At 59.9% G+C, this 16,927-nt stretch carries 15 protein-coding genes; 8 read left to right on the forward strand and 7 right to left on the reverse strand.

Translation table 11 applies throughout. From position 1 onward, the window contains the following. Together AC193Q_RS08565 and fabI are read left to right on the forward strand one after the other, a co-directional pair. Positions 1–1,611 (forward strand): ABC transporter ATP-binding protein, encoded by a 1,611-nt coding sequence (locus AC193Q_RS08565; RefSeq protein ID WP_483879421.1) that lies wholly within the window; start codon positions 1–3, stop codon positions 1,609–1,611. 19 nt (positions 1,612–1,630) lie between these two features. Then, a complete protein-coding gene (fabI, locus tag AC193Q_RS08570; protein ID WP_003202751.1) occupies positions 1,631–2,425 on the forward strand; it encodes an enoyl-ACP reductase FabI in 795 nt (264 codons plus the stop codon). Between the two features lie 43 nt (positions 2,426–2,468). On the opposite strand, the gene AC193Q_RS08575 is transcribed toward fabI, so the two are convergent. Further along, positions 2,469–3,332: a LysR family transcriptional regulator gene (locus AC193Q_RS08575; RefSeq protein WP_483879422.1), complete on the reverse strand. Its 864-nt coding sequence runs from the start codon at positions 3,330–3,332 to the stop codon at positions 2,469–2,471. A gap of 113 nt (positions 3,333–3,445) precedes the next feature. Between AC193Q_RS08575 and AC193Q_RS08580 the strand changes: the two genes are divergently transcribed. Then, positions 3,446–3,871, forward strand: a complete 426-nt coding sequence (locus AC193Q_RS08580) for a VOC family protein (RefSeq protein WP_483879423.1) — start codon at positions 3,446–3,448, stop codon at positions 3,869–3,871. Between the two features lie 122 nt (positions 3,872–3,993). Here the strand turns inward: AC193Q_RS08580 and AC193Q_RS08585 are convergent, their stop codons facing one another. The 4 genes from AC193Q_RS08585 to AC193Q_RS08600 form a co-directional block, all read right to left on the reverse strand. Further along, a complete protein-coding gene (locus AC193Q_RS08585) occupies positions 3,994–4,962 on the reverse strand; it encodes a sensor domain-containing diguanylate cyclase (protein ID WP_047293691.1) in 969 nt (322 codons plus the stop codon). 61 nt (positions 4,963–5,023) lie between these two features. Beyond that, positions 5,024–5,602 carry a hypothetical protein gene (locus AC193Q_RS08590; RefSeq protein ID WP_041067306.1) on the reverse strand — a complete coding sequence of 193 codons (579 nt, stop codon included), beginning with the start codon at positions 5,600–5,602 and terminating at the stop codon, positions 5,024–5,026. Between the two features lies 1 nt (position 5,603). Beyond that, positions 5,604–7,766 (reverse strand): xanthine dehydrogenase family protein molybdopterin-binding subunit, encoded by a 2,163-nt coding sequence (locus AC193Q_RS08595; RefSeq protein ID WP_483879424.1) that lies wholly within the window; start codon positions 7,764–7,766, stop codon positions 5,604–5,606. 14 nt (positions 7,767–7,780) lie between these two features. After that, positions 7,781–8,236: a (2Fe-2S)-binding protein gene (locus AC193Q_RS08600; protein WP_483879425.1), complete on the reverse strand. Its 456-nt coding sequence runs from the start codon at positions 8,234–8,236 to the stop codon at positions 7,781–7,783. A gap of 251 nt (positions 8,237–8,487) precedes the next feature. Between AC193Q_RS08600 and AC193Q_RS08605 the strand changes: the two genes are divergently transcribed. Beyond that, complete coding sequence (locus AC193Q_RS08605) at positions 8,488–9,318, forward strand: alpha/beta fold hydrolase (RefSeq protein ID WP_047293684.1); 831 nt, start codon at positions 8,488–8,490, stop codon at positions 9,316–9,318. A 260-nt stretch (positions 9,319–9,578) separates the two neighbouring features. Here AC193Q_RS08605 and AC193Q_RS08610 read toward each other — a convergent pair whose 3' ends face one another. Beyond that, the gene (locus AC193Q_RS08610) at positions 9,579–9,971 is read right to left on the reverse strand and encodes a GFA family protein (protein ID WP_483879426.1); all 393 of its coding nucleotides are present in this window, start codon (positions 9,969–9,971) and stop codon (positions 9,579–9,581) included. A gap of 84 nt (positions 9,972–10,055) precedes the next feature. On the opposite strand from AC193Q_RS08610, the gene AC193Q_RS08615 reads away from it, so the two are divergent. The 3 genes from AC193Q_RS08615 (at position 10,056) to AC193Q_RS08625 (ending at position 12,331) form a co-directional block, all read left to right on the forward strand. Then, positions 10,056–10,724, forward strand: a complete 669-nt coding sequence (locus AC193Q_RS08615) for a class I SAM-dependent methyltransferase (protein WP_483879427.1) — start codon at positions 10,056–10,058, stop codon at positions 10,722–10,724. A 234-nt stretch (positions 10,725–10,958) separates the two neighbouring features. After that, a complete protein-coding gene (locus tag AC193Q_RS08620; RefSeq protein ID WP_483879428.1) occupies positions 10,959–11,462 on the forward strand; it encodes a VOC family protein in 504 nt (167 codons plus the stop codon). Positions 11,463–11,497: 35 nt separating this feature from the next. Continuing rightward, complete coding sequence (locus AC193Q_RS08625; RefSeq protein ID WP_182404352.1) at positions 11,498–12,331, forward strand: AraC family transcriptional regulator; 834 nt, start codon at positions 11,498–11,500, stop codon at positions 12,329–12,331. 15 nt (positions 12,332–12,346) lie between these two features. Here the strand turns inward: AC193Q_RS08625 and AC193Q_RS08630 are convergent, their stop codons facing one another. Continuing rightward, entirely contained in the window at positions 12,347–12,934 is a 588-nt protein-coding gene (locus tag AC193Q_RS08630; protein WP_108182964.1) for a LysE family translocator, read from the reverse strand. Positions 12,935–12,984: 50 nt separating this feature from the next. On the opposite strand from AC193Q_RS08630, the gene AC193Q_RS08635 reads away from it, so the two are divergent. Then, entirely contained in the window at positions 12,985–16,926 is a 3,942-nt protein-coding gene (locus AC193Q_RS08635) for a hypothetical protein (protein ID WP_483879429.1), read from the forward strand. The last annotated feature ends 1 nt before the right edge of the window (position 16,927 follow it).

Below are 16,927 nucleotides of genomic sequence, written 5' to 3' on the forward strand. Positions count from 1 at the left end.
ATGAATCAGGACAATCTGATCGAAGTGCGCGACCTCGCCGTCGAGTTCGGCTTCAACGAGCGACTGCACCGGGTGGTCGAGGGCGTGAGCTTTGACATCAAGCGCGGCGAAACCCTGGCGCTGGTCGGCGAGTCCGGCTCGGGCAAATCGGTGACCGCGCATTCGATCCTGCGCCTGTTGCCCTACCCGCTGGCCCGCCATCCGGCCGGCAGCATCACCTATGCCGGGCAGAATCTGCTGGACCTGAGCGAAAAGACCATTCGCCACATCCGTGGCAACCGCATCGCGATGATCTTTCAGGAGCCGATGACCTCGCTCAACCCCCTGCACTCGATCGAGAAGCAGATCAACGAGGTGTTGGGCATCCACAAGGGCTTGAGCGGCAAAGTCGCAACCAAGCGCACGCTGGAGCTGCTGGAGATGGTCGGCATCCCCGAGCCGCACAAACGTCTCAAGGCCCTGCCCCACGAATTGTCTGGCGGCCAGCGCCAGCGGGTGATGATCGCCATGGCGCTGGCCAACGAGCCGGAACTGCTGATCGCTGACGAGCCAACCACCGCCCTGGACGTGACCGTTCAGCTGAAAATCCTCGATTTGCTCAAGGAACTTCAGGCTCGATTGGGCATGTCGCTGTTACTGATCAGTCATGATTTGAACCTGGTGCGAAGAATTGCGCATCGCGTATGTGTCATGCAGCGCGGTTGCATCGTCGAACAGGCATCGTGCGCAGAGCTGTTCCGTTCGCCGCAGCATCCGTACACTCGGGAATTGCTCGGCGCGGAGCCCAGCGGAGGCCCGGCGACCAATAAAATCGGGGCGCCGCTGCTCGAAGTCGAGAACCTGAAAGTCTGGTTCCCGATCAAGAAAGGCCTGCTCAAGCGCACGGTGGATTACGTCAAGGCAGTGGACGGCATCAATTTCAGCCTGCCTCAGGGACAGACTCTGGGGATCGTGGGGGAAAGCGGTTCCGGCAAATCCACGCTGGGTCTGGCGATTTTGCGGCTGATCGGCAGCAAAGGCGCGATCCGCTTTGAGGGCAAGCAGCTAGACTGCCTGACGCAGAACGAGGTTCGCCCGTTGCGGCGGGAGATGCAGGTGGTGTTTCAGGACCCGTTCGGCAGCCTGAGCCCGCGAATGTGCGTCAGCGACATCGTTGGCGAAGGCCTGCGGATTCACAAGATGGGCACCGCGACCGAGCAGGAAGCGGCGATTATTGCGGCATTGAAGGAGGTAGGTCTGGATCCGGAAACCCGGCACCGCTACCCCCACGAATTTTCCGGTGGGCAACGGCAGCGTATCGCCATTGCCCGGGCCTTGGTGCTGAAACCGGCGCTGATCCTGCTGGACGAGCCCACTTCGGCGCTCGACCGCACGGTGCAGCGGCAAGTGGTGGAGCTGTTGCGTTCACTGCAAGCCAAGTACAACCTGACGTATTTGTTCATCAGCCATGACCTGGCTGTCGTCAAAGCGCTGAGCCACCAGCTGATGGTGGTCAAGCATGGCCAAGTGGTCGAACAGGGAGACGCGCAAGCCATCTTTGCCGCTCCCAAACATTCGTATACACAGCAGTTGCTGGAAGCCGCTTTTCTGGCACCAGCCACTGCGCAATAACCTGAAAGAGGAGCAACACATGGGTTTTCTCGCCGGTAAGCGCGTACTGATCGTCGGTGTCGCCAGCAAGCTGTCCATCGCATCCGGCATCGCTGCCGCCATGCATCGCGAGGGCGCTGAGCTTGCCTTCACTTATCAGAACGACAAACTCAAGGGTCGCGTTGAAGAGTTCGCACAGGGCTGGGGTTCGAGCCCTGAGCTGTGCTTCCCGTGCGACGTGGCCAGCGATGAAGAAATCGCCAAGGTCTTCGAAGAACTGAGCAAGAAGTGGGACGGCCTGGACTGCATCGTGCACTCCGTCGGCTTCGCCCCGGGCGACCAACTGGACGGCGACTTCACCGAAGCCACCACCCGTGAAGGTTTCCGCATCGCTCACGACATCAGCGCCTACAGCTTCGTGGCCCTGGCCAAGGCTGGCCGCGAGATGATGAAAGGCCGCAACGGCAGTCTGCTGACCCTGTCGTACCTGGGCGCCGAGCGCACCATGCCGAACTACAACGTGATGGGCATGGCCAAGGCTTCGCTGGAAGCTGGCGTACGTTACCTGGCCGGTTCCCTGGGCCCGGACGGCACCCGCGTCAACTGCGTATCGGCTGGCCCGATCCGTACCCTGGCCGCCTCCGGCATCAAGAACTTCCGCAAGATGCTGGCCGCCAACGAAGCGCAAACTCCACTGCGCCGCAACGTCACCATCGAAGAAGTCGGCAACGCCGGCGCCTTCCTGTGCTCCGACCTGGCGTCGGGCATCAGCGGTGAAATCATGTACGTGGACGGCGGCTTCAACACCACCGCCATGGGCAACATCGAAGAGTAATCTTCGCGTTGCCGATAAAAAGCCCGCCAATTGGCGGGCTTTTTCATGCCTGCGATTCCAGGCAACGGGCGAACAACTGCTGAATCGGCTGGCCGCGCTGGCTGTAACGCTGCAACAGCACCATCTCCCGATAAAACTTCAGCTCGCCCAGTTCGATCACTCTCACCCTCAGCGGATGCTCCAGCCACAGCCCAGCCATGGGCAGCAACGAAACCCCGAGCCCGCATTCGACCATTTTAACGATCGCTTCCAGCTCATCCAGCTCCAGCGCTACGTGGACGTCTATCCGCTGCTCACGCAGAAAGCGCGTCACCAGTCGCCCCCCGAACGAGTTACGGTCGTAGCGCACATGAGGATGCTCGGCGAGCAATTGCAGCGGATCATCGCCCTCGACACCGCGCGGTACGATCAGCACGAACGGTTCGCGTCGGATCACCTGCGCTGACAGCTCCTTGGGCAATTCGAACGGCGGCTTGATCATGACCGCCAGATCGACCTGCCCTGCATCCACTTGGCTCAGCAGGTTCAGCGACACCCCCGGCACCAGTTTCGGCTCCACGCCGGGCGCCTGTTGGCGCAAGCGCAGCAAGGCCTGAGGCAACAACCCCGTCTGTGCGGTGGCCACGGCGCCGATTCTCAGCTCGCCGCGAAACTCGCTGGCGTCTTCGCTGATCGCCATGCGGCTGAAGGTGGCGAGCATTTCCTGCGCCATCGGCACCGCGCGCTGTCCTGCCGGATTGAGGATCGCCTGCCGACCGGTGCGATCGAACAGCCTTACGCCGAGGGTCTGTTCCAGATTGCGGATCTGCGCGCTGACCGCCGATTGCGTCAGGCCGACATGAAGACCCGCCGCGGCAAACGTGCCGTGCTGCGCCACCGCCAGAAAGGTCTTGAGTTCACGCAGCATGGACACCTCGATTGATCGAAATAATTTGAGCTCGGCGCAAAAACTATCGTCTTTCAATCGAAATGCACAGCGCTAGACTCAGCTCACCCCAACCGTTGATCGAGACCGCACCTATGTCACTCAGCCCATTCCATCTGGCCATCCCCGTCTATGACCTGGCCGCCGCACGGCACTTTTACCGCGAAGTTTTCGGGCTGGAGGAAGGACGTTCCAGCGCACACTGGGTCGACTTCAACTTCTTCGGCCATCAACTGGTGATTCATCTGGCGCCGAAAAACGCTGCACAGGAAGCTGCCCACACCAATGCCGTGGACGGGCATGACGTGCCGGTGCCGCATTTCGGAGTGGTGCTGGGGATGGCGCAATGGCAGGCGCTGGCCGAACGCCTCACATCGCTGGGCACGCGGTTTGTGATTGAGCCGGGGATTCGCTTTCACGGCCTGGTGGGCGAACAGGCGACGATGTTTCTGTTCGACCCGTGTGGCAATGCGCTGGAGTTCAAGGCGTTCAAGGATATCGGGCAGTTGTTTGCCAAATAGAAGTGTGGCGTCTGACCGGCCGCTATCGCTGGCAAGCCAGCGCCCACAAGGTTCCGTGCAGTCCCTGGATTGTGTGGGCAGCCGCGAAATCTGTGGGAGCTGGCTAGCCAGCGCTGAGGCCCTCAATGGCCGCGCTTCAATTGCTGCTTGTGTTCGTACATTGCGCTATCGGCATCCGCCAGCAGCCGATCCACCGTGTCATGCCGTTGCGGATCGTATTCGATCTGGCCGACGCTGAAGCGGATGTCGTAGCCGCGTTGCAACATCGTATTGCGCTCGTCGAGGATGTCCTTGAGCCGCGCCATGATCGCCGTGGTTTCGACGTGACTGGAGCCGGTCAGCAGCGCCACGAACTCATCACCGCCCAGGCGCCCGACCACGTCGCTCTCGCGAAAAGCGATGCGCAGCACGTCGGCGAAAGTCTTCAGCGCACTGTCGCCTTCGGCATGCCCATAGTGATCATTGATGTGTTTGAAGTCATTGAGATCGAAAAACAGCAGCGTCGCCGGTTTGTCCCGGTGCTTGCAGGCCTCCAGCGCATACTGAGCAAGGGCCTTGAAACCACGGCGGTTGGACAGCAGCGTCAGCTCGTCCATGTTCGCCATCTGCACCGCCATCAATTCCTGCTCGGCCATCCCGGCCAGATCGCGCAACAGCCCGCGCTCCTCGTCATCGAGCTCGCGCGGCTTGGTGTCGATCAGGCACAGCGTGCCCATCTTGTTGCCGTTGGGCACGGTCAGCGGGTAGCCCGCGTAAAAACGGATGTTCGGCTCGCCGGTCACCAGCGGATTGTCATGAAAGCGTTTGTCTTGCTTGGCATCCGGCACCAGCAGCAATTCATCCTGAAGAATCGCGTGCCCACAGAACGACACATCCCGTGGGGTTTCGTTGACGTCGAGGCCGACGCACGACTTGAACCATTGCCGATCCTTGTCGACCAGCGTGACCAACGCAATAGGCACGTTGAACAGCCGTTTGGCCAGACGCGTCAAACGGTCGAAACGCTCTTCGGGCGCAGAGTCCAGGACGTTCAGTCCGTGCAATGCCTGGATTCGCACAGCTTCATTGGCGGGTTTGATCGGGGCCAGCATCACGCACTCCATCAGGGTCAACGACCGTTAGAGTAGCTTGAATCGCCAGCGACTCACACACTCAACCGCCCGCCACCGGGCACGGCCCGCCGGCATCGGCCCAAAGCTTGAACTGGGCCACAAAAATGTCATGCGGCACTGGCACCGGCGCGCGCCCGGCTCCGGGATTCCAGCCCCACAACACCAGTTTGTCGTCGCTGACATGTTTGATCAGCGCGGCGAAGTCACGGTCGCCGTTGCTGGAACGATCCTTGATCATCGCGCACAACTTGTCCGGCGGCAGGCCAATCCAGGCCATCTTGTGCGCCGCCGGTGGCAGGCTCCAGTGCGGCGCCCCCGGAGGCGCATGCGGGCCATAACTGTCGGGCGGGTTGCGCTCGGCATGGCAGGTGGCGCAAGGCAAACCGGCGGCGCCCTTGCCATCCATGCCGCGCACGACATTCATCGCATGCGGTTTGCCGGCATCGAATTGCAGCGGCGAGTCGCCGGGAATGTGGCAGTTCTGGCAACGCGGGCTCTGGAACACCTTCTGCACCGTGCCGAACGCCTTGAGCGCCTCCTGATCATCGGCGAACAGGTCCGAAGCGTAGCCGCCCAGCCCCAGCAGAATCACCGTGCCCAACAGCAGATGTCGTTTCATCTCACACCCCCGACAGTTGCAGCGGCAGTTCACGCAGGCGTTGCCCGGTCAGTGCATACACCGCGTTGGCCACCGCCGGCGCGGTAGGCGGAACACCGGCCTCGCCGATGCCGCCGGGTTTGTCGCGGCTGGGCACGATATGCACCTCGACCAGCGGCATCTCATTGAGGCGCAGCACCTGATAGTCGTGATAGTTGGATTGCACCACCGCGCCGTCCTTGACCGTCAGCTTGCTGTGCAGCGCCATGCCCAGGCCAAAGGTGATGCACGATTCCATCTGCGCCGCGATGCTCTGCGGATTGACCGCGATCCCGCAATCCACCGCACACACCACGCGGTGCACGCGGATCGCCAGATTGTCCTGGGAGACCTCGGCCACCTGCGCCACATAACTGCCGAACGACTCGTGCACCGCCACGCCCAGCGCATGCCCGTCCGGCAATGGCGCTGTCCAGTTGGCCTTCTCCACCGCCAGATTCAGCACACCGAGATGGCGCGCATGATCCTTGAGCAACGTTCGCCGGTATTCCACCGGGTCCTTGCCGGCCGCCGTGGCCATTTCATCGATCAGTGACTCCATGACAAACGCGGTGTGGCTGTGCCCGACCGAGCGCAGCCACAACACATTGATCCCGGTCTGCGGCGAATGCAGCTCGACCTGTTGATGAGCCAGGCCTTTGATATACGGGCTGTCAGCCACACCTTCGACCGAAGTCGCGTCGATGCCGTTCTTGACCATGGTCTGTTCAAGCATCGTGCTGGCCATGATCGATTGACCGACCAGCACATGCTGCCAGCTCAACGGCATGCCCTGCCCGTCGAGGCCGATGCGCGCCTGATGCAGGAACATCGAGCGGTAATAACCGCCACGAATGTCATCCTCACGGGACCAGACGGTTTTCACCGGCATCCCGGCCGCTTTCGCCACTTGCACGGCTTCAGCGACGAAGTCCGAGGTCGGATTGGCCCGGCGCCCGAAACCGCCACCGAGAAACTCGGTGTGAATCTCCACCTGCTCCGGTTTGAGCCCGGTGATCTTGCCGGCGACCATCTGGTCGAGGGTCTGGAATTGCGTGCCGGTCCAGATTTCGCACTTGTCGGCGCTGATCTTCACCGTGCAGTTGAGCGGTTCCATCGGTGCATGCGCCAGATACGGCACGCTGTATTCGACGTCGATTTTCTTCGCCGCCTTATTGAAGTTGCCCTGCGGATTCCCGGCCTGGCTGGCGGAAGTCCCCGGTGTCGCCGCCAGTTTGCGAAAGCTGTCGAGCAGGCCCTGGCTACTCAGGTCAGTGTGCGGGCCCATGTCCCAATCGACTTTCAAGGCATCACGCCCGAGTTTCGCCGCCCAGTAATGATCGGCAATCACCGCCACGCCGGTCGGCACCTGTACCACTTTGTGCACGCCGGGCACCGCCAGCGCCTCGGCCCCCTCGAAGGATTTGACCGTGGCACCGAACACCGGCGCCCGCGCGACCATCGCGGTCATCAAGCCGTCGAACTGCACGTCCATGCCGAACTTGGCGCGCCCGGTGATTTTCTCCGGGGTGTCGAGGCGTTTGGTCGGTTTGCCGATGACTTTCCAGTCCTTGGCCTCCTTGAAGGTGATCGACTTCGGATCCGGCACCGGCAGTTGCCCGGCGGCATCCGCCAGTTCGCCATACGTCGCGCGTTTATCGCCGGCAATCACGACGCCCGACTCAGTGCGAATCGTCGACGCCGCAACGTTGAAGCGCTTGGCCGCCGCTTCCACCAGCATCTGCCGCGCCGTGGCCCCTGCGAGCCGGTATCGGTCGAACTCCATCCAGGTCGAGGTCGAGCCGCCGGTAATCTGCATTCCGCCAAACGCCGGCATGCCGTAATTGGCCGCCGAGGCCGGCGAGTGCTCGACGCGGATCGTCGACCAGTCGGCGTCCAGCTCTTCGGCGATCAGCATGGTCAGGCCAGTCCAGATGCCCTGGCCCATTTCCGAATGCCCGAGCAACACCGTCACGCTGTTGTCGGCGGCGATGCGCAAAAACGCATTCGGCGCGAAGACCTTGCCTTCATTCTCCGCTGCCCGCGCAAACCGATGGGCACCGGGCACGACAAACGCCACCACCAGACCACCACCCAGCACGGCACTGCCCTTGAGAAAGCCGCGACGCGATACAGGACTGTTCATCGTCTGTCTCCCAATCAGCCAATCTCGGCCGCACGTTTCACCGCAGCGCGGATTCGCGGATAGGTGCCGCAGCGGCAAATGTTGCCGGAGAGCGCCTGATCGATATCGCTGTCGGTGGGTTGGGGGATTTTCGCCAGCAGCGCCGCGGCAGACATGATCTGCCCGGACTGACAGTAACCGCATTGCACCACGTCGAGTTCGGCCCAGGCTTGCTGCACCGGGTGCGAGCCGTCGGTGGACAGGCCTTCGATGGTAAGGATTTTCTGGCCGTTGGCCACGGCAGTGGCGGGCGTGATGCAGGCACGCAACGGTGCCCCATCCACGTGAACGGTGCAGGCGCCGCACTGGGCCATGCCACAGCCGAATTTGGTACCGGTCAGGCGCGCCACATCACGCAGGACCCAGAGCAGCGGCATGTCTGCCGGCACATCGAGTTCCTGATCCTTGCCATTGATATTCAAGGTCAGCATCGGGGGTTTTCCTCAGACTCACGGTGTTCTGAAGGGGCGTCGCTACGGCCATCGAAGCCTGTGCGCGCCTCGGCTTATCCCTTTCAGCAAAGCCCAAATTGCGCCGCAAGCCAGGCGTTGCGACCACCGGTCATGCCTCAACGTAAAAATGTCGACTTTAATCTTCTGGCTGATAACGGCGCTCACCCGAGCCAGCACCACCGGGCTGCGATGAGCGCGGTCACCCATCACATTGGTCAGGAGTCGCGAACATGGGATTTGTCACCACTCAAGACGGCGTCGATATCTTCTACAAGGACTGGGGCCCGAAGGACGCTCCGGTGATCCACTTTCACCACGGCTGGCCACTCAGCTCGGACGACTGGGATGCACAGATGCTGTTCTTTCTGGCCCAGGGCTTTCGGGTGATTGCCCATGACCGGCGCGGGCACGGGCGATCAAGTCAGGTCTGGGACGGTCACGACATGGATCATTACGCCGACGATGCGCTGGCGGTGGTTCAGCATCTGGGGGTGAAGAACGTAGTGCATGTCGGCCACTCCACCGGCGGCGGTGAGGTCATCCACTACATCGCCCGGCATGGGCAGGACAACGTGGCCAAAGGCGTGTTGATCAGCGCGGTGCCACCGTTGATGGTCCAGACCGAAAGCAATCCCGGTGGTTTGCCGAAATCGGTGTTCGATGATTTTCAGGCACAACTGGCGGCCAATCGCGCGCAGTTCTATCGCGACATTCCCAGCGGTCCTTTCTATGGCTACAACCGTCCGGGAGCAAAACCTTCGGAAGGCATCATCGGCAATTGGTGGCGTCAGGGCATGATCGGCGGCGCCAAGGCGCATTACGACGGGATCGTTGCCTTCTCGCAGACCGACTTCACCGAAGACCTGAAGAAGGTCACCGTGCCGGTGCTGGTGATGCATGGCGAGGATGATCAGATCGTGCCGTATGCGAACTCGGGGCCTTTGTCGGCGAAACTGCTGCCAAATGGCACGCTGAAGTCGTATCCGGGCTTTCCACACGGGATGCCGACAACCGAGGCGCCGACGATCAATGCGGATTTGTTGGCGTTTATTCGCGGCTGACACACATCATTGTGGGAGCTGGCTTGCCAGCGATGGCGGTGGATCAGGCAACATCAATTGTGGATGTGCCGGCCCCATCGCTGGCAAGCCAGCTCCCACAGGTTTTCAGAGGCCTGCTGCATACTCGGTCACACCAGAAACCGTGTGGGAGCGAGCCTGCTGGCGAAGGCAATCGGTCAGTCAGTAATGGGTTGGCTGCCCCCCGCATTCGCGAGCAGGCTCGCTCCCACAGGGGACTGGGTGATTGGCTTGACTGCGTACTACGCCTCGGTACGGCCCGTCCCTTCGCGATCACGTTCGTAATGGTGCGCCAGTGGCAGCGCCGGTAACCAGGCCTCGCGGCGGATGGTCCACAGCTCATAAGTCGGTTTGAACTGGTTCGGCGCGTCCAGCGAGCCGACGTTCACTTCAATCTCATCCCCCGAACGCGCAAGTACCGGCGAACCACAGCGCGGGCAAAACACCCGCCCTTGATACTCGCCGAGAGTCCCGCTGACGGTCACCGCCTTCTCGGGAAATATCGCCGAAGCATGAAACAATGCGCCGTGATGTTTGCGGCAGTCGAGGCAATGGCAAATGCCGATGCGGTAAGGTTGGCCCGCGGCTTTGAAGCGAACGTCGCCGCACAGGCAACCGCCGGTTAATGGGGTCATGGTGTCTATCCTCTGCCAGACTTTGTTCAGCCTTTGAACATAGCAGCCGTACAAGCGAACGCTCACAATTTCGGAGACAGCGCCATGCCCTCCCTTGAATCCACCTTGTTGCAGAGCTGGCACGCCAACGCTGAAGCCTGGATCGAGGTGATCCGCAGCGGTGCCATCGAAAGCCGTCAGCAGGTCACCGATCAGGCAATCCTGCTGGCGATCATGGGCCGCCAACCGGAACGCGTGCTGGATCTGGGTTGCGGCGAAGGCTGGTTGTTGCGCGCGCTGGCGGATCGCGGCATTGATGCGGCGGGTGTCGACGGCGATGCGAGTCTGATCGAGGCGGCACGTGCGGCCGGTTCGACAAAGGTGCATGTCGCCCGTTACGCGGCGCTGGTCGACGCCGAGATTGATGTTGGCCGTGATTACGATTTGATCTGTGCCAACTTTTCGCTACTGCATCAGGACATCATCCCGCTGCTTGCTGCGATGCATGCGTTGCTGGTTCCCGGCGGCGCCATCATCATTCAGACCCTGCATCCGTGGGCCGTGGCGGCCGGAAATTATCAGGATGGCTGGCGTGAAGAATCGTTCGCCGCGTTCAAGGGCCAGTGGCAGCCGATGCCGTGGTATTTCCGCACGCTGTCGAGCTGGTGCAACGCGCTGGACATGGCCGGGTTTCACATGCTCGGTTTGCAGGAGCCGCAGCATCCGCAAAGCCCCGTGCCACAGTCGTTACTGATGATCGCCGAACGGCGCTGACTTCCTGCACATCCTGACTGAGTCACAGACATTGTGAGAGCTGGCTTGCCAGCGATGGCGGTGGCTCAGACAGCATCACTTCTGAACGTGCCGGCTCATCGCTGGCAAGCCAGCTCCCACAGGTTCAGGGTGTTGCTGAATTGCACTGCACTTGTCGATCTACGGCACCGCCAGTCGACCAAGGACTGACTACGCTGTAAATCCCGCGTGTCTAACCTGCCGAGGATGACTGCCATGCAACGTTTCCAGAAAATCACACCGTGCCTGTGGTTCGATGATCAGGCCGAAGCGGCTGCGAAGTTCTATTGCTCGATCTTCGATCATTCGAAAATCACCGGACTGACCCACTACAGCAAGGTCGGCGAGGAATTCCACGGCAAGCCGGAAGGTGCGGTGATGACCGTCAGTTTCGAACTCGACGGCCACAGTTTCACCGGTCTCAATGGCGGGCCGATGTTCAAGTTCAGCGAGGCGATTTCGTTTCAGGTCAACTGCCAGAATCAGGAAGAAATCGACCACTTCTGGGGCAACCTGTCGGCCGGTGGCCCGGTCGAGGCCCAGCAATGCGGCTGGCTCAAGGACAGGTACGGCGTGTCGTGGCAGATCGTGCCGGTGGCGTTCATGCACATGATGCAGGACCCCGACACCAGCAAGTCGCAACGGGCAATGCAGGCCATGTTCACGATGAAAAAACTCGACATCGCTGAACTGGAGCGGGCCTTTGCCGGCCAGAGCTAATACACTCCGGGTCTGGCCTGCCGGGAACCATAACGATGAAACACGCTGCCGCCAAAAATCCTCAAAAAGCCCCACGCTTCTGGCGGGACGATGCCCTGCCCTTCATCGAAGCGCGGGCCATCGCCGATGGTCGTGAGGTCTGCTACTCACGCCATTCCCATGCGCACTTTTCCATCGGCGCGATCACGGCCGGGCGCAGCATTTATGTGCATGAGCAATCGACATTCGAAGTGGCCGCCGGCACCGTGGTGCTGATGAATCCGGGCGACGTGCATGCCTGCAATCCGATCGATGATCAGCCGTGGTCGTACTTGATGTTGTATGTCGATACGCCATGGCTGACCGATCTGCAGCATCAGTTGGGGTTCAGTGCCGAACTTGAGTTTCGCCGATTTGCCACCACGCACCTGGATGACCTGCGACTGTTTCGTGACCTGCAAGGGCTTTACGCCCTATTGGTCGATGAGCAGCAGGACGCACAGCGTAAACACAGCGCAGCGGTGGAGTTTTTCAGTGATTTGCAATGGCGCCTGAACCCGGCTGAACCGGCGCTGCGCGAACCGAATTTCAAGCTCGAACGCGCCGCCGATTTCATCCGCGAACATTGCACTGACCTGCTCAGCCTGGAGGACATCTGCACGGCGGCGCAGTTATCAGCGTCGTATCTGATCCGCGCATTCAAGCAGCATTACGGCATGACGCCGCACGCGTTTCTGGTCAACCAGCGCATCCAGTTTGCCCGCGAACGCCTGCGCAGCGGCCAGCTGATTGCCGATGTTGCACTGGAAGCAGGGTTTGCCGATCAGGCGCATTTTCAGCGCGCGTTCAAACAGCATCTGGCCGCGACACCCGGCCAATATCGCGGCTGACCATCGACTTCGGGCTCACGGCAACAGCAGATAAACCGCGCTCGCCGCCAGCAACAAGGCCATCAAGCGATTGAACAGGCGCATCCCCGCCGGATTGCCCAGATACCCCCGCAAAAACGTTCCGGCGTACACCCAGCAACCGACCGACAGATAACAGATCACCAGATACACTGCGGCGAACTGCCAGACCAGCCGCGCCTCGCCATCGGCGACAAACGCGCCCATCCCTGCCACACAGGCCAGCCACGCTTTCGGGTTGAGCCATTGCATCACCGCGCCGTACAGCATCGACGGCGCCCGCCCCGCTTCGCCGGCATGCAACTGGCCGTCATCGGCAGCCAGCTTCCAGGCCATGAACAACAGAAACGCCACCCCGGCCAATTGCACCACCCGGGTCAGGAATGGCCACAGTTTCAGGACTTCATGCAGGCCCAACCCCATCAGCACCAGCAACAGCACAAAGCCCAGCGTCGCCCCCGCCACATGCCGCTGACTGGCCCGAAAGCCGTATTGCGCCCCGGAACTCAGCGCGACGATATTTACCGGCCCCGGGGTTATGGATGCCACCAGCGCAAACGCCGCCATCGACACAATCAGACTCATTACGCACCTGCTGCAAATTGGGGAACAAGGAGCCAACAGTAGACAGCGCCGTGCGCCCGCGTATTGAACAAAATCACCCACGACCCGCGCCACCACTCAGGCCATTGAAACCGGCGACGAAGTTTCTGTTGCCACTTAATACCTCAAACAGACATCTCGGCACTTTCAAAAACAACTTGCAACTTAAAACAAAAAACCAACTTTGCTCGATGTTTTATATTCCCGACCCCTTCACAACCAGCCACGTTAACCTGGCTGATTGCCGCACTAACCAACACGGACCAGAACAACTCAATATGGATATTAACCGCAACCTTTTTGCAACGACCCCTGCATCGGCCGACGAAGTAGAACGATTGAAAATCGCCAGGGCTCTGGAGAACCGAAATTTCCTTCGACAATCTTTTCGTGCTGAAGAAGACCTCATGCAACTCGCCACGGAAGTGGTGTCGGGAAGTCGTTTCGACAGCGAACATCTCGCTGGCAAATTATTGCTGCGCTCACTCAGCAAACATCCGGAATTCATTGAATTCATTGCCTCCTTCGACCTTCCTGCCGATCACTTTTTCATGGTCAGAAGCAATGGTGAAGTTTACGCCGCCTATGAGGAATTCGGTGCTACGGGCTTTTACATCCAATCCACCATCATTACCGACGAACTGTATGAGATCGAATCTTTACGGAACGATATCGAACTCTTGTCGAAAACCGCATGGCGTTCTGGCGGCATTATTTCCTCCAGCGCCACCGTGCCACTGCGCAACTGGCTGGCGTTTCAGGAAATCGATCCGCCCAACGACTACGCAGACCTTGCAAACTTGATCGACTGCCTGAACTTCAAAATGCCCGCGCCGCCAAAATTCGCTAACTACTGGGGCATTTCCGAAGAGACTCAGGATGTAGCCCTGATCATCGAGCCCGCACAGTATCCTGTGATCATGCAGGTCGTGCGAAAGTTGATGGCCGACCTGGGGCGGCATTCCGAACCGTTGATCAACTACCTGACGGATGTGGTGCTCAAGAGAAAAAGCGGCGCCTTGCTGCAGGAAGATCCGCGACTGGCGTGGGAGTATTTGATGCAAACGAGCGAGGCACACCGTCTGGCTCAGAGCTGTTTCGATGCACTTCTGATCGAAGGCAAGGCCCCCACAATAACGGAGGTCACCCGCAGCCGGCTGTTGCTGGCCGCGGTCGTGCTGGACCTGGACATGGGCTCGGAGGAACGGGTCGAAACTCATCGAAGTCTGCGTTATGAATCGCTGTATGTGCATGAAACCCCGGCGCAGGCGCGGACTCGTCTCAAGCGCCACTTTGAGCAGATCAACCGCGTCAGTCTGTTTGCCGCTTACCTGGCAGTGGAACTGGTGCTGGCGGGGCAATCACCAGAGTTTCTGGTCGTTACCCCGCCGACACTGCTGATCGGCTCACCAGGCTGGGTCATGTTGCGCAAGGCGGTCATGCTGACAGAAAGGATCGCTCCCGGGTTGTCGCGCAAACTGTCTTATGAGCAACTGATGAAATTTGCCGAACTGGCGCCGCTCAGCGATGCACAACGCTCCCTGCATCAATTACTCAATCTGCAGTGCGTGCTGGATTGGGCAAACATCAACGAAGTGATGCTCCGTGAAGATTCGACATTATCCGAAGCACAAATCGCAACAGCGGCAATGAATCACTACAACACATATGCCGATGAACTGGAGGCGGCACTGAAGTCTATAACCACTGCGCCGGCCAGCCGAAGGAACCTGGCGCAGCAAACGCTGTTCGATGCCGACATCAACCACCATCAGGAGGTATTTCGTTCGCCGCACAATAAAGGGGGACTGATCAGCGACACGGTGATCAATCTTTACCTTGCCAACCAGTTACACCGTAAAAACCTCACCAGCACATCGACCCGGCGCAATTTGCACGACGTGCATCCGACATTGGCCAGCCTTGCGCCAGTCAATCAATTGTATGCCGCAAAGATCAAGGGGCAGCACGAAACCTTCAAGTCGGGAATCAGCACCATGATCCGGCTGGCATTTTCCCGCCTCGGCCTGAGTGATCGAGAAGCACTGACACAGGGCGCATTAACGCTCTACCTGGTGCGCGGTAACCGCAATATCCCCGGGCACAGCGCCGACCACTTCTCGCCGCACGGGGTGGTCATCCTGTGCCGTCACCAATCGAAAAACCATTGCTATGAGTTGTTCCCGTTACAAGGACTGTGCCGCAAAAGCGATCGCCTGGCCGAGGCTTTCGCCAGCGGTCATATATTTAACGAAGACACAGCAAGCTTCGACGGAGCGACCAACGGCAAGAACGGGAACTTCCCGCGCCTTACCTATCTGGAAAACATCATTACCGAGCACGCGGCGTACTTTCAGGGTGCAACGCCTTCCCAGAGCGAACAGGCAGACATCAATAAACTACTGCCGCGCCGCCACTGGGAACTGGCCGAACATGCAGATGTTCACGAGTTCGGCATGCTGCTTGATCGGTTTGGTCAATTTGCGCCATACGACGAAGAGTCAGCCTGGTACACATCGCCAATGGAAAGTTACCAATCGCCGAGGCTGAAAGACATTGCCGACTTCATTGCGCAAAAGAACCCGCCGATCACCTACGACGAATACTACCGGATGGGCTATGACCAGACTGAATACGAGGAAAAGCAGGAAGCGTACGAGCGCGTTGCCAACATCATTCTGAATATCTTCATTCCATTCAGAGGCTGTATCCAGCAACTGACTTCAGATGATCCAGATAAACGCAGCGGGGCCGCCTTCAGCTGCGTCATCGACGCCCTTGCTGTGTCCTTCGTCTTTATCGGGGCGGCCGGTGCGCTGGCAAAGGCAGTGGCAAGTAGCACCAGGCTGCTCAGCCTGGGGCGCGTGGCCGGCAGTGTTCTGGTGTCAATCTTCAACCCCGTCGACGGTGTTCCCCAAGTGATCGTCGGCGCCGGGAAGCTGGCAGGCAAAGGCGCACTGAAACTCAGCCAGGCTGGCAGTTCGATCAGCATGACAGCCGCCCGCCAGTTGCGTCGACTGACGACCGCCAGCAGTGGCTCCTACGACCTGGTCAAAGCGTTGAGCAAGTCCGGGGCGGCGGCCGAGATTCGCATGACCCTGCCGACGGTGGCTCATGCGCGGGCACTGTTCAAGGATGACGCGCTGGAAACTGTCGAACAGATCGTCACACGACTGAGTCAGGACGTTATATCCGTCCCCAAGGGCAGCAATGCGACAGAGCTGCAGCATCTTTTCAATACTGCAACGAGGGAAGCGGCTGCGCCGTCAAAGGGATTCCAGCAACTGGAATCGTTAATAGGCCATGCCGCAGCGAACGATGTATTGATCACGTTCACAAAAAGCAAGGGCCCCAGGTTCAATGGAACGAAGTTCACTACAAAAGCCCGTGACTATTCCGACACACTCGGGTTCATGGCCGAGCTTGAATCAAAGAAAATCATCTACCTCAAGAATCATCAGCAAAACGTCTTGAAGCTGGATCTTGGCAAGCCGCCCTACACCGATGTGATGCCCGAATCGTCGTTCAACCCGCAGGGTTTCTCCGACAATGCGCAGCGAGCCGGGGCGTGGATGGTCAAAGGCTCGACCTCCGACAACGAACTGGCACACATTGTGGCGATCCTGCGTGAGTATGCGGGCAACAACAGATCCCTGACCGATGCGACCGTGGTCAGAGAGATCCACGGCCGACTGGTTCCTCAACTGGCTGGGTCCGTGCGCGAGGCGGGGGCGCCGTCAAAGTATGGCAGCAGCGTCAGCGGTTTTGCCTTGCTGGAGCAACACCTGAAAACGCTTGATGCCGCCCATGAGCACTTCGACAAACACTTGCTGGCGGCCATCGCCGGGTTTCAAGGCTTCGGCGACGGCAATGGTCGTACCGCCAGCGCGGTGTATGCGATCAGCCAGCTGCGCAACCAGCGATTTGTACCGATGCCGAAACACGTGTTCATGTCGTTGAGCGACCTGGGCTGAC

The sequence above is a fragment of the Pseudomonas sp. F2 genome (genome assembly GCF_057174385.1).

What these genes read in the sequence shown, in the direction of transcription:
- AC193Q_RS08565 (WP_483879421.1), top strand. Translation starts at nt 1, where the DNA reads ATGAATCAGGACAATCTGATCGAAGTGCGCGACCTCGCCGTCGAGTTC.
- fabI (WP_003202751.1), top strand. Translation starts at nt 1,631, where the DNA reads ATGGGTTTTCTCGCCGGTAAGCGCGTACTGATCGTCGGTGTCGCCAGC.
- AC193Q_RS08575 (WP_483879422.1), bottom strand. Translation starts at nt 3,332, where the DNA reads ATGCTGCGTGAACTCAAGACCTTTCTGGCGGTGGCGCAGCACGGCACG.
- AC193Q_RS08580 (WP_483879423.1), top strand. Translation starts at nt 3,446, where the DNA reads ATGTCACTCAGCCCATTCCATCTGGCCATCCCCGTCTATGACCTGGCC.
- AC193Q_RS08585 (WP_047293691.1), bottom strand. Translation starts at nt 4,962, where the DNA reads ATGCTGGCCCCGATCAAACCCGCCAATGAAGCTGTGCGAATCCAGGCA.
- AC193Q_RS08590 (WP_041067306.1), bottom strand. Translation starts at nt 5,602, where the DNA reads ATGAAACGACATCTGCTGTTGGGCACGGTGATTCTGCTGGGGCTGGGC.
- AC193Q_RS08595 (WP_483879424.1), bottom strand. Translation starts at nt 7,766, where the DNA reads ATGAACAGTCCTGTATCGCGTCGCGGCTTTCTCAAGGGCAGTGCCGTG.
- AC193Q_RS08600 (WP_483879425.1), bottom strand. Translation starts at nt 8,236, where the DNA reads ATGCTGACCTTGAATATCAATGGCAAGGATCAGGAACTCGATGTGCCG.
- AC193Q_RS08605 (WP_047293684.1), top strand. Translation starts at nt 8,488, where the DNA reads ATGGGATTTGTCACCACTCAAGACGGCGTCGATATCTTCTACAAGGAC.
- AC193Q_RS08610 (WP_483879426.1), bottom strand. Translation starts at nt 9,971, where the DNA reads ATGACCCCATTAACCGGCGGTTGCCTGTGCGGCGACGTTCGCTTCAAA.
- AC193Q_RS08615 (WP_483879427.1), top strand. Translation starts at nt 10,056, where the DNA reads ATGCCCTCCCTTGAATCCACCTTGTTGCAGAGCTGGCACGCCAACGCT.
- AC193Q_RS08620 (WP_483879428.1), top strand. Translation starts at nt 10,959, where the DNA reads ATGCAACGTTTCCAGAAAATCACACCGTGCCTGTGGTTCGATGATCAG.
- AC193Q_RS08625 (WP_182404352.1), top strand. Translation starts at nt 11,498, where the DNA reads ATGAAACACGCTGCCGCCAAAAATCCTCAAAAAGCCCCACGCTTCTGG.
- AC193Q_RS08630 (WP_108182964.1), bottom strand. Translation starts at nt 12,934, where the DNA reads ATGAGTCTGATTGTGTCGATGGCGGCGTTTGCGCTGGTGGCATCCATA.